20 protein-coding genes and 1 pseudogene are annotated in these 23,018 nt (G+C 64.6%); 4 read left to right on the top strand and 17 right to left on the bottom strand.

The window, feature by feature from the left end; translation table 11 throughout:
- Positions 1-2: 2 nt before the first annotated feature.
- A complete protein-coding gene (locus tag ON44_RS02250) occupies positions 3-674 on the bottom strand; it encodes a dTMP kinase (RefSeq protein WP_157187027.1) in 672 nt (223 codons plus the stop codon).
- A gap of 210 nt (positions 675-884) precedes the next feature.
- Positions 885-2,000 (bottom strand): radical SAM family protein, encoded by a 1,116-nt coding sequence (locus tag ON44_RS02245; protein WP_040686080.1) that lies wholly within the window; start codon positions 1,998-2,000, stop codon positions 885-887.
- Positions 2,001-2,712: 712 nt separating this feature from the next.
- Here ON44_RS02245 and ON44_RS52270 point away from each other — a divergent pair.
- Positions 2,713-2,954: pseudogene (locus ON44_RS52270) on the top strand (carboxylesterase family protein); the annotation flags it as partial.
- Positions 2,955-2,967: 13 nt separating this feature from the next.
- On the opposite strand, the gene ON44_RS52265 reads toward ON44_RS52270, so the two are convergent.
- Positions 2,968-4,713 (bottom strand): ATP-binding protein, encoded by a 1,746-nt coding sequence (locus ON44_RS52265; protein ID WP_245566983.1) that lies wholly within the window; start codon positions 4,711-4,713, stop codon positions 2,968-2,970.
- A 383-nt stretch (positions 4,714-5,096) separates the two neighbouring features.
- On the opposite strand from ON44_RS52265, the gene ON44_RS02235 reads away from it, so the two are divergent.
- Both ON44_RS02235 and ON44_RS02230 read left to right on the top strand, forming a co-directional pair.
- Positions 5,097-5,747: an MspA family porin gene (locus ON44_RS02235; protein ID WP_040686123.1), complete on the top strand. Its 651-nt coding sequence runs from the start codon at positions 5,097-5,099 to the stop codon at positions 5,745-5,747.
- Positions 5,748-5,915: 168 nt separating this feature from the next.
- Positions 5,916-6,443 (top strand): MspA family porin, encoded by a 528-nt coding sequence (locus ON44_RS02230; protein WP_157187026.1) that lies wholly within the window; start codon positions 5,916-5,918, stop codon positions 6,441-6,443.
- Positions 6,444-6,702: 259 nt separating this feature from the next.
- Here the strand turns inward: ON44_RS02230 and ON44_RS51865 are convergent, their stop codons facing one another.
- The 6 genes from ON44_RS51865 to ON44_RS02200 form a co-directional block, all read right to left on the bottom strand.
- Positions 6,703-6,978, bottom strand: coding sequence for a hypothetical protein (locus tag ON44_RS51865; RefSeq protein ID WP_218007505.1), 276 nt, complete (start codon positions 6,976-6,978; stop codon positions 6,703-6,705).
- A complete protein-coding gene (locus ON44_RS51860; protein WP_040686077.1) occupies positions 6,975-7,457 on the bottom strand; it encodes an N-terminal phage integrase SAM-like domain-containing protein in 483 nt (160 codons plus the stop codon). The genes ON44_RS51865 and ON44_RS51860 overlap by 4 nt, the downstream gene beginning before the upstream one ends.
- Before the next feature lie 677 nt (positions 7,458-8,134).
- Positions 8,135-9,340 (bottom strand): DNA polymerase III subunit delta', encoded by a 1,206-nt coding sequence (locus tag ON44_RS02215; RefSeq protein ID WP_040686076.1) that lies wholly within the window; start codon positions 9,338-9,340, stop codon positions 8,135-8,137.
- 59 nt (positions 9,341-9,399) lie between these two features.
- A complete protein-coding gene (locus tag ON44_RS02210; RefSeq protein ID WP_040686075.1) occupies positions 9,400-9,903 on the bottom strand; it encodes a DinB family protein in 504 nt (167 codons plus the stop codon).
- 66 nt (positions 9,904-9,969) lie between these two features.
- Complete coding sequence (gene topA, locus ON44_RS02205; RefSeq protein WP_245566979.1) at positions 9,970-12,768, bottom strand: type I DNA topoisomerase; 2,799 nt, start codon at positions 12,766-12,768, stop codon at positions 9,970-9,972.
- A gap of 355 nt (positions 12,769-13,123) precedes the next feature.
- Positions 13,124-13,330, bottom strand: a complete 207-nt coding sequence (locus ON44_RS02200) for a cold-shock protein (protein ID WP_011206895.1) — start codon at positions 13,328-13,330, stop codon at positions 13,124-13,126.
- A 499-nt stretch (positions 13,331-13,829) separates the two neighbouring features.
- Here ON44_RS02200 and sftH point away from each other — a divergent pair, with 499 nt between their 5' ends.
- On the top strand, positions 13,830-16,148 hold the full coding sequence (sftH, locus tag ON44_RS02195) for a DEAD/DEAH box helicase (protein WP_040686074.1): 2,319 nt from the start codon (positions 13,830-13,832) through the stop codon (positions 16,146-16,148).
- A 331-nt stretch (positions 16,149-16,479) separates the two neighbouring features.
- Here the strand turns inward: sftH and ON44_RS02190 are convergent, their stop codons facing one another.
- The 8 genes from ON44_RS02190 to ssd form a co-directional block, all read right to left on the bottom strand.
- Positions 16,480-16,833, bottom strand: coding sequence for an Rv3654c family TadE-like protein (locus tag ON44_RS02190; RefSeq protein ID WP_040686073.1), 354 nt, complete (start codon positions 16,831-16,833; stop codon positions 16,480-16,482).
- A 401-nt stretch (positions 16,834-17,234) separates the two neighbouring features.
- Positions 17,235-17,531, bottom strand: coding sequence for a TadE family type IV pilus minor pilin (locus ON44_RS02185; RefSeq protein WP_051181375.1), 297 nt, complete (start codon positions 17,529-17,531; stop codon positions 17,235-17,237).
- A gap of 80 nt (positions 17,532-17,611) precedes the next feature.
- On the bottom strand, positions 17,612-17,797 hold the full coding sequence (locus tag ON44_RS02180) for a DUF4244 domain-containing protein (RefSeq protein ID WP_040686072.1): 186 nt from the start codon (positions 17,795-17,797) through the stop codon (positions 17,612-17,614).
- Positions 17,798-18,622: 825 nt separating this feature from the next.
- Positions 18,623-19,240 (bottom strand): type II secretion system F family protein, encoded by a 618-nt coding sequence (locus ON44_RS02175; protein ID WP_040686071.1) that lies wholly within the window; start codon positions 19,238-19,240, stop codon positions 18,623-18,625.
- Positions 19,241-19,281: 41 nt separating this feature from the next.
- Positions 19,282-20,073, bottom strand: coding sequence for a type II secretion system F family protein (locus tag ON44_RS02170; RefSeq protein WP_040686070.1), 792 nt, complete (start codon positions 20,071-20,073; stop codon positions 19,282-19,284).
- 208 nt (positions 20,074-20,281) lie between these two features.
- The gene (locus ON44_RS02160) at positions 20,282-21,469 is read right to left on the bottom strand and encodes a TadA family conjugal transfer-associated ATPase (protein WP_040686068.1); all 1,188 of its coding nucleotides are present in this window, start codon (positions 21,467-21,469) and stop codon (positions 20,282-20,284) included.
- Entirely contained in the window at positions 21,466-21,741 is a 276-nt protein-coding gene (locus ON44_RS02155) for a hypothetical protein (protein WP_040686067.1), read from the bottom strand. Before ON44_RS02155 ends, ON44_RS02160 begins: the two co-directional genes overlap by 4 nt.
- Complete coding sequence (ssd, locus tag ON44_RS02150) at positions 21,738-22,844, bottom strand: septum site-determining protein Ssd (RefSeq protein ID WP_051181351.1); 1,107 nt, start codon at positions 22,842-22,844, stop codon at positions 21,738-21,740. The genes ON44_RS02155 and ssd overlap by 4 nt, the downstream gene beginning before the upstream one ends.
- Between the last annotated feature and the right edge of the window lie 174 nt (positions 22,845-23,018).

Below are 23,018 nucleotides of genomic sequence, written 5' to 3'. Positions count from 1 at the left end.
ATTCACCTGGGCGTTACGACGTGGGGAAGGACCGCCGCCATCGCGTCTTTCAGTACTTGCTCCGGCGACTGTGCAGCATCGATGACGACTCCACCCAGTTCGGCTCCGAGCTGGACATATCTCTGCCGCTTTACCTTCAGTATGTCTTCCCGCTCAAGCTTCGTCCGGACCCGCGCCCGATTCATGATTCTCGCCAATGTGATCTCGACATCGCAGTCGAGAAAAATACTGACCGCCGGCATCGGAAGAACCTTCATCAGCGCACGTTGTGTATCTGTGAGTGCATTGAATGCGATGTCATTGGTAAGAAGATAGTCCCAAAGATATCGGTCCAGTATCAGCAAATCCAGGTCCGGCTCACGCGCCGCGACCGCCTTCATATAGAACCGCATGTATTCGAATGCGATACAATCGGCGATAATTTCCTCAGAGAGGTACTCGTCTGCGCTGGTATGTAGCGAGTATATATAGTCGGGCAGAGAGTAGCCTGACACAATGTCCTCCAGATCGAAGCGCATACTCGCGGCGTTGATCCCGGCTTCCCGAAACTTTCTTACCAATGCCTCGATAAGCCCTGATTTGCCCGATCCGTCAATGCCCGAGATCGACACAATGGGTGCATTGTTGACCAGCCGCATGGTCTTGCGCATGACAGCCGAGGTGATAGCAGTCAACCGTGGCACTCCTCAAATCATTCTTTGTGTGTGCGGCGGCCGGTGCCGCCGCACACACAAAGCTCACTAATTACCCGCGGATCAGCTTAGCAACAAGCTTCCGCATTCGCTGGATCCGTCCGTTCGAAACGATAACCGGTCCGACGCTCGTCGAGATTGGCCCTGCCATGACACCCTCCCTTCTTATTGCGGTGAATTTTCCTCGGCCGATCAGGCCGAAGTATGCGATACGGTTTCGGATTGCTGCCGGTAGTACTCGGTCCGACATTCTCGTGCGATTCGAATATCCTCGTACTGTATGCCTAGCTCGGACCGGGCCGGCATAGCCTCGTACGATCCGCCTTTGTATTGATGGACGCTAACTGTCCCATAGTCGAGCGCTGCAAGAATTTCGGAAGGATCGGCTCCGAGATTCTTACGGTTGCGCTGGAGATAGGAGATATCGTCGATTATGCAGTAATCGCATCCCAGGCATTGCGGGAGATTACGCGCCCAGACATACCAGCTGGATGTGTGCTCAATGTCGAGATCGCGCGGACTGCCGCTGATAACGTTGAAATTACTGATCAGGTCGGTGATAATTGGACGCGACGCGGTGATCGAACGGATGAAATTTATATCTCCGGTCGTGCCGCGCGCTATCTGTATTCGCGTGCATCCTTCGCCGTCCTGGACCAGTTCGAAATCGATGCCGATTTCCGTCAGCCTGTGCAGGTTTATTGGTGCGCGTCGGTCGACGTGCATCCAGCATGGGCTGCCGGTCAAGTACGCACTGGAGCAGCTGCTCTTGTAGAAATACTTGACACCTATGGATTCGGAGTATTGCCGCATGAAGGAATCGACCCGCTGCGCAAGCTGCTTGTGCTTATTCTTGTCGTGGATTCCGCCGATAATCGCAATGCCGCTGGTTTCGGCGGCAACGTCGAGTATGCGTGCGAGCGTGGCCTCGTCATCGTTTCGTCCGGGAATAATAGGGCGGACACTGATTATGATTCGGTTCGGAAAGATTGCGTGTAGCCGCTGTATGGTGTCGATCCTGGAATCCCAGTCGTACTTTCCTTCGTCCAGACCGGTTAACGAGTATCTGAACGTAAGGTTAGGTGTTCTACGTATCTGGGACAGCAGACTTTCTCCCTGCTTGGACAGAAGTCCTTTTGTGCAGAACCCGTAGGGTGCCAGATGATCCTCCGCCTGAAGTCTAAGCAGTTTTTCTGCAGTGTCCTGCTCTTGCTGACGAATCAGCGGATCCCCGTAGGCGCAATTTATCGAGACCGGTAGGCGCTTCCACCATCGGTCATCCGTGGAATTTACATTTACCTCGACCATATTTGTATTGGCCCCCGATCTCGAGCAGAGTGGATATATCCGACACTGAGTCGGCACGCAGACAGCATTCAGATATTTGTAGGTGCTTATCTGATTTGATCAACGTCATTCACCCTACCCATTAAAAGTCATCCACCCGCACCTTAGGCGCGACGCTGTTTCCATCATCCGACGTCATCACCCTGAATTCGCTGTCCGGTCCGGACAGTTGCGCTGTCTCGAGGGCCTTCCCGTTCGACGAGCCTCTACTTGGAGCTGATTCAGGGATACTCGGCGGGGGACAGGGACGGCGATCGATCGCGGATGCGTGAACCTGCTCCGCTGTGGCCGCCCTGCGTCCCTCGATATGACAGCGCGATGGCCCAAGATGCATCTGTTGGTCGCATCTTCGATGTCGCTGTGGCTGGTGCCGAACAGGTCCGATGGTTGGCTGGGGTGTACGAGGGGACATCTTGTGCCGCAGTTCCGGTGCTCCTGCGGGTCTTGGCCGTGCCCGCCGGCGGTGTCGGTGCGGACCGTCCGAGACCTGGCAGAATCCTGGTTGCCCCCGAGCCGATCGCCCGGCGGCGCGGACCGGTGCTGCGAGTGCTGGCGGTTCTGGCCGCGGCTTGTGTGCTGGCGAGGTGGGTCAGTGAATGCGGTGGTCCCGGGCACACGCCGACTAGGTCGATGTCGCGGTGGTCACGACGGCGTCGGGGGCATTGCGGGGGGACCCCCGCCCGGGACCGCGGCGAGGAAGCGGCCGGTGCTCGTATGGATTCACAGCGGGGCGTTCGAGGTTGGCAGCAGCGATTCCTACGATCCGTCGCGGCTCGTCGCCGCCAGGGACATGGTCGTAGTCACCAGCAACTACCGGCTGGGGCGTTGGGATTCCTGGCCGATCCGGCGTTCTCTACGACGGGGTTGCTAGACCAGCAGGCTGCGCTGCGGTGGGTACATGACAACGCCGCCGCGAATCCGTCCGCAGCTACGTCACCAGCCGCCGCGGACCAGCACCCTGGCCCTCATGTCGGACGGTTTTCGGATACTCAATCTCGGATGGGGGCTGAGCTGGCGGTGCGGCGAGTTCAGCTCTGGCGGAAGCGCGGAGGAATGCGGTGGCCAGGGTGGTCATGGTGGGGTCGGCATGCTGGATTGCCGTCGTCAGCCGGATACTCCTGTAGAGCAAGCCGGGATCGCGATGGGCGGCCTCCCATTCGGCGGCGTCGTCCTCGATGCGTTGCCGCCAGATCAGTTGTGATCGATACTCGGTTATCCAGCCAGATAGTCGATCCCACTTCAGTAGGGCATCGTGCACGAGCCAGGCATACCGGGATTCCAGGGTGATTAGTCGTGCATGCACCAACCGGTGAACGAGTTCGGGCCCGGTGCTGGTTCGTGCGGCGACTCGAGCGAGTTCGGCGGTCGATGTCCGGCGGCGGGTGATGGTGCCGTCGCGATGGACGGTCACCAATGCCAGCAGGATGGGACGTGCATCGAGCTGTTCTGCCGATGTCAACGCCTCCCAGGTCTGTTCGGCGATTCGACTGACTACTCCGGTCACGCCTCCGACCCGGCGATAGGCGGCAAGGTCCAGTCGACGTCCGCTGTGCCCTGCCCCCATCGATCGCATGGTCGCCGACAGCAGGGGTAGCGCGCCGGCGTCGGCGGTAGGGCCGTCGCTGCCTGGTCGGTTTACTTCCAACTCGGTGATCAGCAGTTCTGCTGCGGCAGGGTCGACAATGACTCCGCATGTGCGTGGTGGACCGACGATGGCCGACATCAACTCCTGACGATCTGGGGGGGTCAGTGTGAAGCTGTTGTGCTGAACGGCATGCGCCAGCCATGGATGCTGGGAGCAACTGGTGAGCTGGTCGGATCGCACCGCAACGAGGACCGACCCGATCGTCGACACCTGCTTCAGCCAGATCAGGAACCTCTCGCGGACCGTCGCATCAACATCAGGCCGGTACAACTGTTCGAATTGGTCGACGATCAGCAGCAGCCGACGGTCACCAGCCCATCGCCGGACGGCGTCGAGATCAGGCTCGGCTGTGCTGAAACATTCTGTGGCACAGAATGTTCGCGCCAGCGAGCGGAGAGGATTGCGATCTGGCGTAGTGACGACGACCTCCCACCGCGTCGACTCTGTGCTCAGAGCCGGAATAACGCCGGCCTGTAGCAGCGCGGTCTTGCCGATACCGGACGCACCGGTGAGCATTATGGCATCGGCATTGCGCTGTGAACTTGCCGATGCTCGAACCATCTCCAGGATGGAACCAATCGCACGCTGCCGCCCGAAGAAGGCAGGCTCCTGCCCTTCTGAGAACCCATCGGCATTCGGATACGGCGGTTGGGTCGTGGTGTCCGATGTGGCGGCCGGGGCGCGCCGCGCCGCCGCCCACAGTGACCTCCAGGCTTGCAGACTCACTGTCTGGCGGGGTGTTCCGGCGCGGCGTCGTGCCCGTGCGCCCAATACGTGCAGGACCGGAACCAGCGATTCAAACCGCGCCGGAACATTGCGTCCGTTCATCCAGTCGCTGATCCGCTGCGCCGTCGCCAGTGCCGAACGACCCCCGCCCTCGGTATTGCGCGCCCGCTGCTGAGCCAGCGTGGCGACATACCGCAGTGAGGGGGCGCCCGCGTCCCGATGCAGGGCAGATAGTCGTCTCGCGAACTCCCCTCGCTCGGCCCTCCCGTGGTTGGCGTACTGGGCTGTGCCAGTTGATGACACCGTCATGTGCTCCCCCGAACAGTTCGAAGACCACGTCGTCGTAAACGACTGGTCGGTTGTGTCTCTACGACAGGTATAGACGGCGGCGAGGATGATTCAGTTCCATTGATTTCCAACATTTTTCGTCACCTGCCCGAACTGAGCCGGCGAGCTCCGTGCAATCTGCCAGGCGTCCATTCGGCATGCGCGTTCGACCATGACCCCTGCTGTTCTGTGTCCGGACCGGACTGAATCTGCACTGCGTGTGACCTGCACAGTCCCTATGTACGGCGCGATTGCGGGGATTGCGGTGTCCGCCAACTGCGCCCTAGCGTTCCGGGCGCAATGCCGAGCGACCCAGGGAGTTGGTCGACCCGGTTCATTCGATCGAAAAGGGGGAGCTGATGCGTACCAAGAAGTTGATCCCGGCTATGGCGGCTGTAGGTGCCGCTCTGCTGGCCGGTGCCACGAATGCCCAGGCGGAGGGGCTGTCCCTGCCACCCCATGAAAGTTCCGTCGCCATGGAGGACGGCTGGCAGCTGGCGGTCGGCCACCGCAACGAGGAAGCCAACCGCGTCCCCCCACTCAACGGCATCGGCACCACCCGCGAAGTCTTCGTAACCAACCAGGCCTACGGCTCGATCGCGGGGCACGGCTCAAAGCTGCAGGGTGTGGTACTACGGACGGGCTACCACGTCGGATGTGCGGTAGATCTGACATCCATCACCCTGGGCGCTTCGGTGAACGTCGGCTTCACCCCGGGCATCCTCATCAACCCCGGCATCCCGACACCCACCGTCGGCGCGAATATCGGTCCGACCGCCTCGATTTCGCCGAGTTTCCAGGTCACGCTGGCACCGGGCAAGGTTGTCGATCTCCCTACCGGCGAGAAGCCGCTGGAGGACACCAAGGCATTCATCACCACTCGCAATGCCCATGTGAAGATCGACGGCTGTGTGGGGCCGGCAAGTATCCGCTCGTACACGATTATCGCCGCGAAATCCACCCAAGCCGACGACTCGGTCGCGGTCTACGGTGACCCGATCCCGCTGTAAGACGGACGCGCTGCGGTGAAGCTAGAACAGAGAATTCGTGGTGCATGGTTGTGGTGGTGCGTATCGCTCACTGCGGTCGTTCTGATCGCGGGTGCGCCCAATGCCTCAGCCGACGCTCCGCGGAGTGACCGACACGAACTGTCGATCGGGACCGCGGACGGTCGAACATTGATCGTCGGGCACCGTGACGAGGAGGTTGTCAATGCGACCGGTCCCGGACTCATCCCGACTCGGGAAGCGGTGGTGAGCAATTCGGCCTACGCCGAGATCAAGGGTTCTGTATTCAAGAACCTGAAGGACGCCGAGCTGATAGTCGGCTATCACGTCGGATGCGCAGCATCCTTGCGGTCGATCACCGCGTCCCTCGGCGTCGATGCCGGCCTCGTACCGCCAAGCGTGCTGGTGATAACTCCGCAGGTGTTCGAGTCGCCGAAAGATCGGCGGTCGAACGTGTCACCCAAAATAGAGGTGAAACCGAAAATAACCGTCAGCCTCGCAGCGGGGACGATCTCGGACATAGTTGTCGAAAAGATCTCCCTGAAAGATCACGAGCCGCGCATCGATATTGTTCGAACCAGTATCAAAGCCGATGGTTGCCTGACCGGACTCACAGTCCGTTCCTTCGTGATGGTATCGGCGAAATCCAAGATCGACGACGAAACGGTCGTAGTGTATGGCAACCCGGTCGTCGTATAAGCTACAACGAGATGACCATCAGTCATGAGACGATCTACACCAGCCGGTGGAAACTGATCTCGAAACCGATGCGCAAGAAGCTGCGGACCGGTGAACCGATACGAAAACACAAGCGGCACAGCATGAAAGGGAAATGGCGCTCGCAGACGAGAGTCGCCTACGCAGCCACCACCCGGCCTTGCTTTTGCAGCTCTTCAGCCCGCAGGCGCAGGAGCCCGTTCAGCATCGCAACCGGCGAGGTTGGACAGATTTCCAGACGCTAGTCCAGAGCATCGGGCCCCACCTCAGTCAAGTCGGCCATCAATTTCTTAACCATCGCGTCAGTGACCTGGGGATAGCGGTCCTGCACCGACGAGTCTTGGTGGCCGATCCTTTCGTTGATCAACTTCTGCGGCGTTCCCAACTGCTCCAGCAACGTTCGGTGAGAATGCCGATTCCCATGCGGTGTCATTCCGGTACGACGACCCCGATTGCGTTTACGTCGTGCCGGATTGACCGGGATCTTCTTAGCCTCGACCGCATCCTCCAGAATCACATGCAGGAACGCACGATACGTGTTGATACTGTCGGCACTGTACCCCCTGCACGCAAAGCCCTTTCCCAATCAGCGACCGCCCTGCGAGTGATATCCAGCAGCGGCATCGGTCCGAACGTCGGCAGCAGATGGCACTGGATGTGGCTCTCATAGTTGTGAACCGTGTTGTCGGCGAGATCCTGATCATCCAGCCACTCTTCGACATAGTCCTGGAACGCCTGCTGGCCGGGATCGACACTCCAATCGAGCATCTGTGCGACCCCATAAGGCTCACTGCGGCCATTGACAGCCCCCGCAGCGACGGCGGGCCGTGTGCTCAGAACCCGATAGACAATCTCCTCTTCCTTGCAAGCGGTTTCGGCCAGTTCCTTGGTCGGGTACCGCCGAGGCTTGCCATTCTCGTCCCGGATCGTCTGATACTTCCCCGGGCTGGTCTTGAATCTGGCTTCGAAGTACAGGCCGCGATTGATTGCGGGCATTCGGTAAGCACTCCTGGCGTCATGCGCGTGTGTACGCGGCGGAGGGACGACGACAACCGCATGCAGACATAGAGCAGTGGTTGTCAGGATTCGCGCCGATCAAGTCCCTCGACGCCGCTGCGATGGATACACCGACAGCTCAGATAGCCACGCCAGGCTATCTGCGGATCGACTGTCGCGCAATAGCCTTCGTGCCGCAGCGGCTCACACCAACCGACGCACGCGCGACACGGTGCGCGACACGCCGTGAATATCAACAGATTTCCATCCAGCGCCGGACCACCATCGCTGACCGGTAACCAGCGAACCGGAAGCTAGGCGATCGGCTCCCGAAAGTCGGCAGAATCTCGGTAAAAATTACCCTGCCGAACCAAGCCGAATCGGAGCGAAACACACCGAACCCGACTGAGGCACAGCAGCGATCGTGACCACACTGCGCACGCCCGTCCCACGGCAGAATCAACATGTCTTTGCTGGTCGAACGCATCAAAGCAGGTCACACCAGCGATCCAACGCCGAAGCAAAGAGATTGAATTCGAAACCGCAAGGGAGACAACGAGGTCAGCAATGCCGTACTTACGAGTGAAGCGCTCTACCGACTGAGCTAAGGCGGCGTGCCTTTCGGCCACGCGAGTCTATCGTCTCGGCGGTCGGATCGCGAAAACGGGTGGTAGCGGTCACGCGGTTTGGGCGGAGATGAGGGTGGCGACCATGGCGGCGAGGGCGAAACGGGGTTTGACGTTGAGGTCGAGGGCCTCGCGGCAGGTGAGGACGGCTTCGATGGAGCGGAGCAGGCCCTCGGGACGGACGCGGTCGGCGAGGTCGTGGATCTGGTCGGACATATCGGGGTGAGTGAGGGTGACGCCGGAACCGTTGCGGGCGGCACCGAAGCGGACTGCCAGGGCATCGCGGTAGACGCCGGCGACGTCGATGAGCGCGCGGTCGAGGGCATCGCGCCCGGTGCGGGTGGCACGGGATTTCTGCCTGCGCTCAAGGTCCTTGAGCACACCGGCCGAACCTCGGGTCGCGCCGGCGGCGCCCTTACCGGTGCCGCCCGCGCCCATTGCGGTCGCCAGTTCTTCGCGCTCACGTTCGTCGCGGGCCGCACTCATCTGCTTGGCCTCATCGTCGGCGGATTTCACCAATTCATCCGCGGCCGCATACGCGGCACCCGGCCGCGAAACCGCGCCCACCAACGCCAGCGCCCGCTGCCGACGAGCACGCGCTTCCTCATCGGTGGCCAACCGCCGAGCCCGCCCGACATGACCGCCGCTCACCGATGCCGCCCAGGTGGCGGTCTTCTCATCGAGCTTGTCGCGCTCGCGCAGCACCTGCGCGATGGCGGGCACCGATGGCGTCACCAGATGTACATGCCGACAGCGCGACCGCAGCGTCACGGAAATGTCCTCCGGATCCACCGATGGCGCGCACAGCAGGAATACCGTCCGATCCGGCGGCTCCTCGACCACCTTCAACAGCACATTGCCCGCCGCCTCGGTCAACCGGTCGGCGTCCTCGATCAGCACCACCTGCCATCGACCGGTACTCGGCCGCCGCGAGGCGATCTGCACGATCTCGCGCATCTCCTTGGTGCTGATGCTCAGCCCTTCCGGAATCACCCGCCGCACATCGCCGTGCGTTCCGGCCATCGTGGTCGTGCACGCATGGCACCGACCACATCCGGGCTCCCCTTCGTCCGTGCACTGCAACGCGGCCGCAAAGCACAGCGCCGCAACGGATCTCCCCGATCCGGGCGGTCCGGTGAACAGCCACGAATGCGTCATCGCACCATTGCCGGTCCCCCCGCGCGCGGCGACCGCGGCCGCCCGCAATTCGGACTCGACCGCATCCTGCCCAACCAGCCGATCGAAGACACCCGCCACGCGCTACACCCTAGCCGCCCCCTCCGACAGCCCCGACCGGACGGCTGAACGGATTCGAATCAAGCTCGCTGGTAGGTGGTATTGGCACCGTCGAGCGCCTCCCGAATGATGTCGGCGTGCCCACTATGGTGGGTGATCTCGCGCAACACGTGCAGCAGCGTGAACCGCACGGTCCACCACACGCGGTCGGGCGTCCACGGTGTCGTCGGGGTCGGGATGGACGTGCTCAGATCCGGCTCGGTTCGAATCAGCTTCGCGGTCGCCTCCGCCACCTCGTCCCAAGTGGCCAGCAGTCCCGCAATCGTATCGTCGGGCGCCATCACATATTCACCCTCGAATTCGGCCAGTTCCTGCTTCGCCGTCTCATCGCGCTCGACGATGACCTTTGTCCAATGCCGCTCGCAGTTGACGACATGGTGCAGCAGTCCACCGAGAGTCAACTCGCTGACGGTTGTGCGCTGCCGGGCCTGCTGCTCGTCGAGACCACGCAGGGTGATTCGAAACAGCTCGCGCTGACTGTCGAGTGCGAGGATGAGATCTTCGCGTTCCTGATCGATGGCCATGGTGGTCCCCTTCTCGATCGAGCTTCGATACCGGGGCGAGGCTACGGCAATGCACCGACGAAACCGTCAGGACTTCTTCGCGGCCGTCTTCTTGGCAGTGGTTTTCTTGGCAGCGGTCTTCTTCGCCGCTGTCGCCTTCTTGGCCGGAGTCTTCTTCGCCGCCGCCTTCTTGGCCGTCTTCTTCACCGGACCACGCGCTCGCCGATCGGCGAGCAGTTCCGAAGCCCGCTCATCGGTGATCGAATCGACCTCGTCGCCCTTGCGCAGGCTGGCATTGGTCTCACCATCGGTGACGTACGGACCGAAGCGCCCGTCCTTGATCACCATCGGCTTACCGGTGGCCGAATCGTTCCCGAGCTCGCGCAACGCCGCAGCACTGGCGGCCTGGCGGCCGCGCCGCTTGGGCTCGGCGTAGATCTTGAGCGCCTCGTCCAGCGTCACGGTGAAGATCTGGTCTTCGTTGAGCAGCGAGCGAGAATCGGTGCCCTTCTTCAGATATGGGCCGTAGCGCCCGTTCTGCGCGGTGATCTCCTCACCGGAAGCCGGGTCGGCGCCGACAACGCGCGGCAGCGACAACAACTTCAGCGCATCGTCGAGCGTAATCGTCGCCAGATCCATATCTTTGAACAGCGATCCGGTCCTCGGCTTAGGCGCCGCAGCCTTTTTCGCGGTCTTCTTCGCGGGCGCGGGCACTTCCTCGGCCGCGGGCTCCGGCAGGATCTCGGTGACGTACGGCCCGAAACGTCCTTCCTTGGCGACGATTTCATGTCCGGTCGCCGGATCGGTACCCAGCGTGCGTCCCTCCTGCGGCGTCGAGAAAAGCTTCTCGGCGACTGCGGCGGTCAGCTCGTCCGGCGGCAGATCATCGGGCAGATTCGCCCGCTGCGAAATCGAATCCCCTTCCGGATCATCCGGATTGGCGACCATCCGCTCCAGATACGGTCCGAATCGACCGACCCGAACCACCACGTCGCGACCCTCGTCATCGACGAACAGCTTGATCGAATTGACCTCGCGGGCATCGATATCATCGAGCCGCTCACCAACCATCCGCTTCAGACCACCGGAGCGCGCGACCGAACCCTCGACACCGTGATCGCCACCGAAATAGAAGCTGGACAACCAATTTCCGCGCTGCTCACGCCCGCCGGCGATGGCGTCGAGATCATCCTCCATCGCGGCGGTGAAGTCGAAGTCGACCAGCCGCCCGAAGTAGGCCTCCAACAAACCGACCACCGCGAAGGCGACCCACGACGGCACCAGCGCACTGCCGCGCTTGTACACATATCCGCGGTCGAGAATGGTCTTGATGATCGACGAATACGTCGAAGGCCGCCCTATGCCGAGGTCTTCGAGCGTCTTGATCAACGACGCTTCGGTATACCGCGCAGGCGGATTCGTGCTGTGCCCATCGGGATTCAGCTCCACCGCCGTGACGCGCTCGCCCTCGTCGAGCGCGGGCAGCCGGGATTCGGCGTCGTCGGACTGACCGCCCGCCTCCTCGTCGACACTCTCGACGTAGGCCTTGAGGAAGCCCGGGAAAGTGATGGTCCGACCGGAGGCCGAGAACACGCATTCCTCGCCGGTCCCCGCGACACCGGTGATCCGCAGCGTCAACGTAGTGCCCCTGGCATCGGCCATCTGCGAGGCGACCGTGCGCTGCCAGATCAGTTCGTAGAGCCGGAACTCGTCGTTGTCCAACCGCGCATGCAATTGGCCCGGGGTCGCGAAGGTATCGCCCGCCGGGCGGATCGCCTCGTGCGCCTCCTGCGCGTTCTTCACCTTGCGGGTGTACTGCCGCGGCGTCGGGTGCACATACTCCGCGCCGTACAGCTGGGTCGCCTGCGACCTGGCCGCGGCGATCGCCGACTCCGACAGCGTGGTCGAGTCGGTACGCATGTAAGTGATGTAGCCGTTCTCGTACAGCCGCTGCGCGACCCGCATGGTCCGCTCGGCATTGAACCGCAGCTTGCGGCCCGCCTCCTGCTGCAACGTCGAGGTCATGAACGGCGCGTACGGCTTGCGCGTATATGGCTTGGCCTCCGCTGACGAGACCACCAGATCGGCGCCGTCGAGCGCCTCGGCGAGGCGGCGGGCATACGGCTCGTCGAGGACGACCACGCCATTGCCCTTGAGCTGCCCGTCCGGTCCGAAGTCCCGGCCGGTGGCGACCCTGGTCCCGTCGACGCTGACCAGTCGCGCACCGAAGGTCCGCGGATTGGTGGCATCGCCGTTGTCCCCGCCCGCATCCAGCTTCGCCGCGATATCCCAGTACTCGGCCGAGCGGAATGCCATCCGCTCGCGCTCGCGCTGCACGATCACCCTGGTCGCGACCGACTGCACCCGGCCCGCCGACAGCCGCGGCATGACCTTCTTCCACAGCACCGGACTGACCTCGTAGCCGTACAGCCGGTCCAGTATGCGCCGGGTTTCCTGCGCATCGACCAGATCGTTGTCCAGATCGCGGGTGTCGGCGGCGGCGGCCAGAATGGCGGGCTCGGTGATCTCGTGGAACACCATGCGTCGCACCGGCACCTTGGGCTTCAACGTCTCCAACAGGTGCCAGGCGATCGCCTCGCCCTCACGGTCGGGGTCGGTGGCGAGATAGAGCTCGTCGGCATCGGCCAGCAGACTCTTGAGCTCGGAAACCTTGGCCTTCTTATCCGGACTCACCACATAGATGGGTTCGAAGTCGTTGTCGACGTCGACGCCGAGGCGCGCCCAGGACTGGCCCTTGTACTTGGCGGGCACGTCCGCCGCACCACGCGGCAGGTCCCGAATATGACCGACCGAGGCCTCGACCGTGTAATTGCGGCCCAGATAGGGCGCTATTTTGCGGGCCTTGGTCGGGGACTCGACGATCACGAGACGACGCAGGGGACGGCCCTGGTCGGCTGCACCGCGGTCTCGTGTTGCCACCGGCGAATACACCTTTCCTTATCGACCCGCGCGGCGCTTTTTCGCACTGTGCGCGGCTGGGGCAAGCGGCGGCGACGGGGATGACGTTGCCACCAGACACGTTTATACCTTGACGCGACGTGTGGCCGAGCGCTTGCGACTCGAACCACAGAGCGTACCTGCGTCCCTGGTAATCAGTATGCAGTGCCTGTCGCGATACGACCGCACCGGCAGGTACACGTCGGTTTTTGTCTTACCCCAGATATAGCTCGTCCCTCACCTCCGTTACCGGGGGTGAGGGACGAGCGGATTGTTTCGACGCTCAGCTGAGCGCGCGAACTCCGGTGGCCTGCGGGCCCTTGGTGCCCTGGCCAACCTCGAACTCGACCTTCTGGTTCTCCTCGAGGGTGCGGAAGCCCGACCCTTGGATCTCGGAGTAGTGGACGAAGACGTCGGCGGAGCCGTCCTCGGGCGCGATGAAGCCGAACCCCTTCTCCGCGTTGAACCACTTCACAGTTCCCTGTGCCATTCTGTTCCTTCTCTTTTCTTACCGGAACGGCGGACAAGTAGGTTCATCCACCGGGTCCGTTCCGACCGCTGTACTGTTGGTTCCCCCTGCAGGAAAGCACCAAGCACACCGTTCGCAACATCGATCCTGCTGACGGTTTGGACTTTGGATCCGTCCCTCGAACACAGAAGCTTGCGACCAGGAACTAGTGAACCATGTCTTCGAGCAATTCAACAGTCGAGTTACCGACAATTTGCAAAAAAGTTGATCTTGCGAATGCGCAGGTGAGGGACACAATGCCGGAATCCAGACTTGTGGTTCGTTTGCTTGCGGATAACCGAGCCAGCGTCTGGCAAACGGCCTGTGACCCAGGTCGCTATTTGGTATCGAAATGGCAGGTAGGGCTTCCCAAGCGCACACGTTTCACACTTTCTGCGCGTGTCGCGGAGCCCGAGTCGTGAATCCGACCGAACCGGGGACTCGGCCACGCGCCAGCAACGGCCGAAGTTACGGGGCATCGTTGCTGAATCGTGTCCTTGATGCGGCACCCGATGACGACCCGCGTCTCACCCATGTCGTCGAGCTCGCCGCGCGGCCCGCAGCCACGACAACCTGGCCGGATTGGGCCGCGCCCGACGTCGTCGCCGCGCTGCGAGCCGCCGGGGTCGAGGCGCCGTGGACTCATCAGACCAAGACCGCGGAGCTCGCCGCGAGCGGCAGGCACGTTGTCGTCAGCACCGGCACAGCATCCGGGAAATCGCTCGGCTACCAACTACCGGTGCTCACCGCATTGCGCGAAGATCCACTCGCCACTGCCCTTTATCTGGCGCCGACCAAGGCATTGGGTGCTGACCAGCTGCGGGCAATAGCGGAATTGACGCACGAGGGGCCGTTGCGGGATGTCCATCCGGCCACATACGACGGGGACACACCGGCCGAGGTCAGGCAATGGGTGCGGGCGAATGCCCGCCTGATCCTTACCAATCCGGACATGCTGCACGTCGGCATGCTGCGCTCACATCAGCGCTGGGCCAGGGTGTTGCGCAGGCTGCGCTATGTGGTGGTCGACGAATGCCACGCCTACCGGGGCGTATTCGGCTCGCATGTGGCGCTGGTGCTGCGCAGGCTGCGGCGGATCGCGGCACATTACGGCGCGGATCCCATATTCATACTGTGCTCGGCCACCACCGCCGAGCCCGCGGCTGCGGCATCCCGGCTGATCGGCGCGCCCTGCGTTGCGGTCACCGAGGACGGATCGCCGCAGGGCTCGCGCACCATCGCACTGTGGGAGCCGCCGCTGTTGACCACCCTGACCGGCGAAAACGGTGCGCCGGTTCGGCGATCCGCGACGTCGGAAGCGGCCAGGATCATGGCCGATCTGGTGGTCGAAGGCGCGCGCACGCTCGTATTCGTCAGGTCGCGGCGGGCCGCCGAGCTGACCGCGATCGAGGCGCGCAGGCTGCTCGCCGACGTCGATCCAGAGCTCAGCAAACGAGTCGCCGCCTACCGGGCGGGTTATCTCGCGGAGGATCGGCGCGACCTGGAGGCCGCGCTGTCGGATGGGTCGCTGCTAGGAGCCGCCACTACGAATGCGCTAGAGCTCGGCGTCGATATAGCGGGGCTGGATGCGGTCGTGATCTCGGGTTTTCCGGGCACGGTCGCCTCGTTCTGGCAGCAGGCCGGGCGCGCGGGCCGGCGCACGCAGGGATCGCTGGTGCTGCTGGTGGCCAGGGACGATCCGCTGGACACCTTCCTGGTCCACCACCCTGAGGCGCTGCTGGACAAGCCGATCGAGGCCACCATCACCGATCCGCACAACCCATATGTACTTGGTCCGCAATTGCTGTGCGCGGCGCTGGAACTGCCGCTCACCGACAATGAGGTCGATGAGCTCGGGGCTGGTGAGGTGCTCACCGATCTCGCAGGTCAGGGGTTGATCCGACGCCGGAACAGTGCGGTGCGCGACGGTAGCGCGCGCTGGTTCGCGACGGCCGAGGCGCAGCCGCACGATGCCGTCGACGTGCGCGGTGGCATCGGCACACTCATTGCCATCGTGGATGGCGAGACCGGCAGATTGCTCGGTACGGCCGATGCCGGGAGAGCGCGGGCGACGCTGCACGAAGGGGCCGTTCACCTGCATCAAGGCGATACCTACCTGGTCGATGAGCTGGACCTCGAGGGCGGAGTGGCCTTCGTGCGCAGCACCGATCCCGGCTGGACCACCAGCGCCAGACAGGTCACCTCCATCGCCGTCGACACGGTGGCCGAACAGCGCCGCCACGGCCGGGTGACGACCGCGTTGGCGCAGGTCAGCGTCACCAGCCAGGTGATCGGGTATCTGCGCACGCTGCGCACCGGCGAGGTGTTGGACCTGGTCGAGCTGGATATGCCGGAGCAGACGCTGCCGACCCGCGCGGTGCTGTACACGGTGACACCCGAACTACTCGTCGAGGCAGGCCTGGATACGCCACGGGTGCCGGGTGCGCTGCACGCCGCCGAACATGCGGCGATCGGCCTATTGCCGCTGGTCGCGACGTGTGATCGGTGGGATATCGGCGGTGTCTCAACCGCCGACCATCCGGATACCGGGCTGCCGACAGTGTTCGTCTATGACGGGCAGCCCGGTGGTGCGGGCTTCGCCGAACGCGGGTTCGCGCAGCTACATCACTGGTTGTCGGCGACGCTCGCGGTGATCGAGACGTGCACCTGCGCGGCCGGGTGCCCGTCCTGCGTGCAGTCGCCCAAGTGCGGCAATGGCAACCATCCGCTGGACAAGGCCGGTGCGGCCCGCCTACTGGCCGCGGTTCTGGGCGAATTGGCCGCCGGTACGGGCGACTGAACAGCGCGGCGAAGGCGCCGCGCTCGATTCGTGACAGCACCGACCTCCGAACGTGATCGCTTGTCCACCTTTCCGGGTGGTCACCAGGGGCTATAGGCGCATGTCGGCGTACCTCGCCCTGCGGTGCCGGGCGCGTCGGACCGCCGAATAAAGAGGATTAGATTCATGTTAACTGAGGTATTGCCACGGGCATTACCGCCCGACGTGCAGATTCATTCGATTGCGTTCTGCGGTTACTAAGTAAATTGAGGCAATGGCGTATTTATTCGAGCATCGCAATTACCGAATTCGGCATCGTGAAGTACCACTGGCGAGTGTAAGTACGTACCGGTCACGTTCCGACTTCTACAGGTCCCGCACGAGCAACCGCGCGAACAGTCCGCTTTCCTAACAGACCCATTGGTACATTCTCTTCAACAGTGACAGTCGCATCCCACTGCACGACTTCACACTGCTGAATCCGCACTCCCATCCGTCGCGCGATCTCCGCCGCTTCTGTACATCCGACATCGGCCCCACGCGCGAGTTCCCCCGCCGCTGCCAATGCCGCCAAATCCGCCACGGCCTGCGCCCGATGCCGCGCCACAACAACCGCCCCGACCTGAGCGATCAATAGCGTCGCGCCGATCAGCGCAGCCAGCGCCAGACAGGCGAACACCGTCGCGACGCCCTCGTCCCGCCGCATCGTGACGCCGCGGCGACCTGCACCACCCAGCGCAAGGACACTGCGCCCATTGGCGACTCGGCGGCCTCCGGATGCAAATGCTCGGCACACGCGGTCGATTCGGCCGTCCGGGGCCCGCCGTATGGATGCGCAAGGACCCTGCGCATCGCCCGCGAACGCGCTGTACCACCGGACGAGGCGACTGGCGCCGACGGCGCAGCGGACACGTGCGGTTCGCCCGTCGACGATGTCGCTTCGGTTGTGGTCGCGTCCTTGGCAGGGTGGGCTGTTCGGCGGAGCTGCTTCTACTGCTCGGTCACTGGGCATCCTTACTGCCGCGGTTCGGTCGCGCGGCACGTCGCTGTCTTTCATCTGTGTTGCGCCCATTGGCACGTCACGGTCCGTTGGCCGGCCGTTGTCGGTCACGGCTCGGCTCCTGGCTCGCGGGTTGCGACGGCCTCGGCGTGCAGGACCAACAAGGGCAGTAGGGGTGCGTGGGCGGAGACCGCCGCGACTACCCGGTCGCCCTCGCTGCGCAGCGAGATGTCGGCGGTCGGCGGAGCTACCCGCCGCGCCGCCGACACCGCATTCGCTTGATCACCGCGAGCAGCCAGCCGGGCCGCTTCGCGAGCGGCGTCGACACAGCGCACCTGCGTCGACGCCGCGAGCAAGGCACCGACGCACAGCACCACCGCAAACACGATGGCAGCGAGCGCGATCGCCGCCTCAACCGTTACCGCACCCCGATCGTCACCGAGATGCGTTGTACCACAGTAGTTTAATCGACAACTACCCTCCGCTACACCGCGGTATTCAACGCCTTGTCGATGATCTTCGTCAGCGCGTTCACAATGCTGTCCCCGGTCACCACCCCATAGAGCACGGCTCCGAACGCCGCAGCCGCAATAGTCCCGATCGCATACTCCGCGGTACTCATCCCGTCGTCCGCGACCAGCACCCGCAGCACCCGAGCCCGCACCTCCATGCCGACGGCCCCCAGCCGAAGCACTACCCGATCCCGCATCGTCCCCATTCGCACCGTGTTCCCCTCTCATTCCCGCCCGCGCGGCCACTCCGCGCCGACACACTCTTCCCGGCCGCGCACGCCCCGGCATCGCACCGCGCAGCCCAAACCTCCCGAGCAAAGCACTCGGCAGCTCAGCAACGGCACCTTCAACACCGCCGCGCTCGACAGCACCGTGCGCGCACCGCACCGGGTCGACAATGTTCCGGGTAGCTACGCCGCGCCCATATGCTCTTCCCCGCCGCACACGCCCCGGCACCGCACCGCACACCTCATCGCCCCCGAGCGGAGCACTCGCTAGCTCAGCAACGGCACCTTTAGCAGAGCCGTGGTCGACAGCGCCTCGTGCGGTCGTCTCCAGCCCGACAAAGTCCGGCGCTATCGCGCCCAGGTAGGTACTGCTCCGAGTCGGCATTCCCAGCCCGGCAGTGCGCGGCGCGATCGTCCATAGCTCGACACCGGTCCGCACAGCGGTCCCGAACCCGACTATGTCCGGCGGAGGCATCCCCGGATCGGCTTTGTTTCGCATGGCAGTTCCCGGCTGCGGCAGGCTCGCAACAGTCCGCTTCCGGGGGCGCGGGCGGTGACGCGGATGTCGGGACAGACGAAGGCCGAGAGGTAGCAGAACAGTGCCCCGCTCAGCACGGCTGGGCTCTGTTGATCCCAGCTCGGTAGCGCACCGTGCTGCGCTGTCTGTGGCAGCAGAACTGTCGGAACCGGCAGCGCCTCGCTCGGTCTTTCGTAGCTCCGTCGTTCGTGACGCAGTATTTCCCTGCGCTGTCGTTCTCACAGCAGTCCACCTCCGAGGACGCGGCCGGCGAGGCCGATTACTACGGGGACGATGCCGAGGCAGACAAACGCTGGGAGGAAGCAAAGGCCGAGGGGGCCGCCTATGAGGACTCCGGCACGTTCGGCGCGGGCGGCGGCCGCATCTTCGACTCCGCTGCGGCGCTGTTCGGCCAGTTCGCCGATGGCGGTGGCGAGCGAGGCGCCGGAGCGGGCGGAGCGCCGGGCCATGCGGGCCAGTGAGTCGACCTCATCGGCGCCCGGTTGGTCCGCGCCGTCGCGGGCCACCTGATCCCAGGCGATTGTCGCGTCCGCGCCCAGTGCCAGCAGGTCGGCTGCCTTGCGCAATGCCGCGCCGAGGGCCGGCGGCGCGCTCGGTGCCACCGCGCGGGCTGCAGATGCCATCGGTAATCCGGCTCGTAGGCAGGCGGCCAGCAGGTCGAATACCGAGGCTATGGCCAGCGGATCGCTGTTGGTGCCGCGTGGAGATGACGGGGCGACCGGCTGTGGGCCCGCCTCTCGCAGCGTCCGCAATCGCCGATTCACCGCAACTCGTCCGGGCAGCACGAACAATGCCATTGCGAGCAAAAGCACTGGCACACTGGAAATTCCAACCATTCGCAACCCCTTCGAAGCTGTGCGTGAACAGCAGATGTGTTTCATACGAAGACCTTTCGCGTGATCGCGTCGGTCCACAGCAAGCCGATACACGCCAATGCCGCGCCGAGTGGTAGCAATACAGTTCCGGCACCCGGGCTCAGCAGCACGTGCAGAGGAGCGGCACCCATCAGTTGACCCAGGCCGATACCGAGGAGCGGTAGGCCCGCCAGGACCGCCGCTGTGGCGCGAGCACCGGCCAGTGCGGCTGTGGTGCGCGTGCGAAAACGGATGCGCCCCAATAGGTCCGCGCGAGCAGCCGAGAGCAGTTCCGCGAGCGCGAGACCGTGGTGCTCGGCAACCTGCCACGCGTCGGCGATCCTGGCGAGTTCCGCATCGACGATCGAATCGGAATCGCGCAACCCGTCCGCGCCGGAACCACCGAGCCTGCTGCGCGCCGCGCTCACCGCGAAGACGCGGGCGGCCTCCCCGCGCGACTCCTGCGCGGCAACCTCAGCCGCCGAACTCGGATGCGCGCCCACCCGCAGTTCCCCGATCACCGCCTCGAGCGCGTCCAACAGATAAGCGCACTCCGCACTGCGCCGCCGCTCCCGGCTCGCCCACCGCACCCGAATACCGACCGTTCCCCCGACCAACACCGCCGCAACCAGCGGACCGACTCCAACGGCCAACGCCCCCACGAGGACAACACCGATCGCCACCCGAAACCCACTGCCCCGACCGAGCTTTCGAACATCGCCTGCCGCCGAGAACAGCGTGGCGAACCGCCGCTGCGAACTCGGCGGCGGCGCCAGTAAAACCCCGATCGCCAGACACACCAATCCCGCGATCATCGACCGAGCCGTTCGTCGACCAGGCACCGCGACGGTGCCATCCGACCAGCAATTCCCGAATGCACCGCTGCCGTGATCAGGCTGGACCGCAACGTTGCCGAAGTCGCGTCCACAAGGAGCACCGGCACCGCATCCGACGAAGGGACCACAAGCACACGCGACAGCGAAGCCAGCCGGGTTGCCAGCGCCGTGCGCTCCATTCCCGCATTCACCGGTCGAGCCGTTCGTCGAGGAGGCGAGTGAGAGTGGGGGCGGCCGGGGTCGGGGCTCGGTCGGCGTGCCAGGCGGCGGTTATGGTGACGCGGCCTTGGAGGTCGCGGTCCACGATGCCGATTTCGCGGAGGCCGCGGGAGCCGTCGGCTCGGCGGTGGACGTGCAGCACTACCTGGACTGCGGCGGCGAGCTGGCTGTGGAGGGCGGCTCGGTCCATACCGCCCAGTGCGGCAAGGGCTTCCAGGCGGGCGGGGACCTCGCGTGGTGAGTTCGCGTGGACCGTGCCCGCGCCGCCGTCGTGGCCGGTGTTCAGGGCGGTCAGAAGGTCGACCACCTCCGCGCCACGGACTTCGCCGACGACGATTCGGTCGGGGCGCATTCGCAGGGCCTGCCGGACAAGATCGCGGACGGTTACCGCGCCGACGCCCTCCACGTTCGCGGTGCGCGCGACCAGTCGTACGACGTGGGGATGTGGGGGTGCCAGTTCGGCGGCGTCTTCGACGCAGATGATGCGTTCGTCGGCGGCGACCTTGGCCAGTAGGCCGGACAGGAGCGTTGTCTTGCCCGCGCCGGTTCCGCCGACCACCAGGAAGGCGAGTCTGGCCCGAATGATCTGCTCCAGTAGAAGTTTCGCGTCGGCGGGTACCGCGCCCGCCGCGGCGAGCGCATCCAGTCCCTGTGTCGCCGGACGCAGGACGCGTAGCGACAGGCAGGTGCCGCCGTGTGCCACCGGCTCCAAGACCGCGTGCAGCCGGACTCCGAACGAATCCCCCAGTGCCGCTTCCCTTCCGGATAACCGGCCGTCGACCCACGGTTGTGCGTCGTCGAGGCGCCGCCCGGCCGACAGCGCCAACCGCTGGGCCAAGCGGCGCACCGCGGCCTCATCCGGGAAGACGACCGAGGTTCGTTCCAGCCCACGGCCCCGGTCGATCCACACCGCATCCGACGCGGTCACCAGCACATCGGCGACCCGGGGATCCTGCAGCAGCGGCTCCAACAGCCCCGCTCCGGTCATCTCGGTCTGCAACAGCCGCAATGCCCGCAGCAGATCGGTATCACCGAGTACACCACCGGCCTCGGCTCGGATAGCAGCCGCCACCTGCGCCGGATCCGGATCCCCCGACGCACCGGACAGCCGTTCCCGCACCCGATCCAACAACTCCGACGTAACCAACGCACTCACCGCGAACCCCTCCCAACCGAACCGGCAAGAACCTTCCGCAGCATCCAGCGCATCGCCCACGCATTCGAAGCCGCAGATCGCTCGGCACCGAGCACCTCATCCGACAGCGCAGATCGCCGCATGCCGAGCACCGTCGGGACAGCGCACGCAGCGTTCCGATACCGCTGCAGCAGCTCGTATTCCATCGGCCCATGCGCCTCACCACGGCGCACCGGATTCTCACGCACCGCCGCGCGGACCCGAAACGACGGCGGGGACGTCAACGCACTCATAGCAGCGCCTTCCCGGCCGGAGCGCTGAGCACTCCGAGCACTGCGTCCGCAGCGTCGCGGAGAGGCCCGCGGCGCAAAGTAAGCCCGCCGCGTTCGAGGCGGGCGGCGAGTCCGGGTTGCGGTCGGACGGCGGCTAGCAGGGGGAGGTCGAGGACCTCGGCGACCTCCGGGCCGCGTAGTCCGCCGGGTGCCGGGCCGCGGACTACCAAGCCCCGGTTGGGATTTCGCTTACCGATATGGGCGGCGACCGATTCGGCGGCGGCTACGGCGCGGAGGCGGGCGGGGACGACCAGGACGACGAGGTCGGCCGCGTCGAGTATCTGATCGGCGTGGGGGCCGCGTTCGCCCGAGATGTCGCATATCACCAAATCGCCTGCGGCACGGCCCGCTTCGATGACGGCGCGAACGGCGGCAGCGCCGATTTCGGCGGGCAAGCGTCCGGCACCGCCGCGGCCGCAGGACAGCACCGCCAGTCCCGGGACGGCTGCCGGCAGTGCGCTGTGCAGTGCGGCGGCCGACACCCGACCGTCCTCGATCACCAGATCCGGCCAGCGCAGTCCGGCCCTGGTTTCGATGCCGAGCAGCAGGTCGAGACCGCCGCCGAGGGGTGCGCCGTCGATGAGCACGGTGTCGCGCCGGAACCGCTCGGCGGCGGATCGCAGTCCGGTCGCCGCGGCCAATGTAGAGGCGCCCGCACCGCCGCTCGCACCCGCGATCGCGACGACAACACCGTCGCCCATGCGGTATTCGCCGTGTTCAGCAAACTTCTCGATAAGCCCTACCGCGGCACCGGGCAGCGCGATGACGCGCTCGGCACCGACAGCCGCGGCGGCCTGCCAATCGGTCAATCCGGGTTCCCCGTCTGTCACCAGCACGACGCCGATCCGTCGGAGGTAACCGGCCCGTGCACAGCTCTCGGCCGCCACCGTGTCGAGGATCACCAGGGGTGCCGCCACCCAGGCGTGCCGCCCGACAGCAAGCGCGCGCTCGTCTAGCGCGCGCTCCGCGGCCGCCGCGACCCGACGCACCTCATCGCGCAGCCGGGTGTCCTGGATGAGCACGAGCGCGGGTGGCGTGAGTGCCGGGGCGGCTTCGAGATTCATGCAGGTCAGCGTGCTCGAAGACGAAGCCGAGCAGAAGATGCAATATGCCGAATGTGGATAACTCGGGGGGTGTGGATAAATCCGGAGGCCCGGAAACCGGGGGGAACCTACCCCGAAATAGAGGACGGCCCCAGCCGGGGGGGGAGGAGGCTGGGGCCGTCGGGTTCAGCCCCG

Origin of the sequence: Nocardia vinacea NBRC 16497 (assembly GCF_000308835.1) — a bacterium.
Taxonomy (GTDB): Bacteria; Actinomycetota; Actinomycetes; order Mycobacteriales; family Mycobacteriaceae; genus Nocardia; species Nocardia vinacea.
The sequence above is the reverse complement of the archived record's forward strand: the minus strand, read 5'-3'. Positions and strand labels throughout refer to the sequence as shown.

What these genes read in the sequence shown, in the direction of transcription:
- ON44_RS02155 (WP_040686067.1), bottom strand. Translation starts at nt 21,741, where the DNA reads ATGAGTGCGTTGACGTCCCCGCCGTCGTTTCGGGTCCGCGCGGCGGTG.
- ON44_RS02200 (WP_011206895.1), bottom strand. Translation starts at nt 13,330, where the DNA reads ATGGCACAGGGAACTGTGAAGTGGTTCAACGCGGAGAAGGGGTTCGGC.
- ON44_RS02210 (WP_040686075.1), bottom strand. Translation starts at nt 9,903, where the DNA reads ATGGCCATCGATCAGGAACGCGAAGATCTCATCCTCGCACTCGACAGT.
- ON44_RS02245 (WP_040686080.1), bottom strand. Translation starts at nt 2,000, where the DNA reads ATGGTCGAGGTAAATGTAAATTCCACGGATGACCGATGGTGGAAGCGC.
- ON44_RS02190 (WP_040686073.1), bottom strand. Translation starts at nt 16,833, where the DNA reads ATGCGGCGGGACGAGGGCGTCGCGACGGTGTTCGCCTGTCTGGCGCTG.
- ON44_RS02180 (WP_040686072.1), bottom strand. Translation starts at nt 17,797, where the DNA reads ATGGAGGTGCGGGCTCGGGTGCTGCGGGTGCTGGTCGCGGACGACGGG.
- ON44_RS02175 (WP_040686071.1), bottom strand. Translation starts at nt 19,240, where the DNA reads ATGGTTGGAATTTCCAGTGTGCCAGTGCTTTTGCTCGCAATGGCATTG.
- ON44_RS51860 (WP_040686077.1), bottom strand. Translation starts at nt 7,457, where the DNA reads ATGCCCGCAATCAATCGCGGCCTGTACTTCGAAGCCAGATTCAAGACC.
- ON44_RS02235 (WP_040686123.1), top strand. Translation starts at nt 5,097, where the DNA reads ATGCGTACCAAGAAGTTGATCCCGGCTATGGCGGCTGTAGGTGCCGCT.
- ssd (WP_051181351.1), bottom strand. Translation starts at nt 22,844, where the DNA reads ATGAATCTCGAAGCCGCCCCGGCACTCACGCCACCCGCGCTCGTGCTC.
- ON44_RS02170 (WP_040686070.1), bottom strand. Translation starts at nt 20,073, where the DNA reads ATGATCGCGGGATTGGTGTGTCTGGCGATCGGGGTTTTACTGGCGCCG.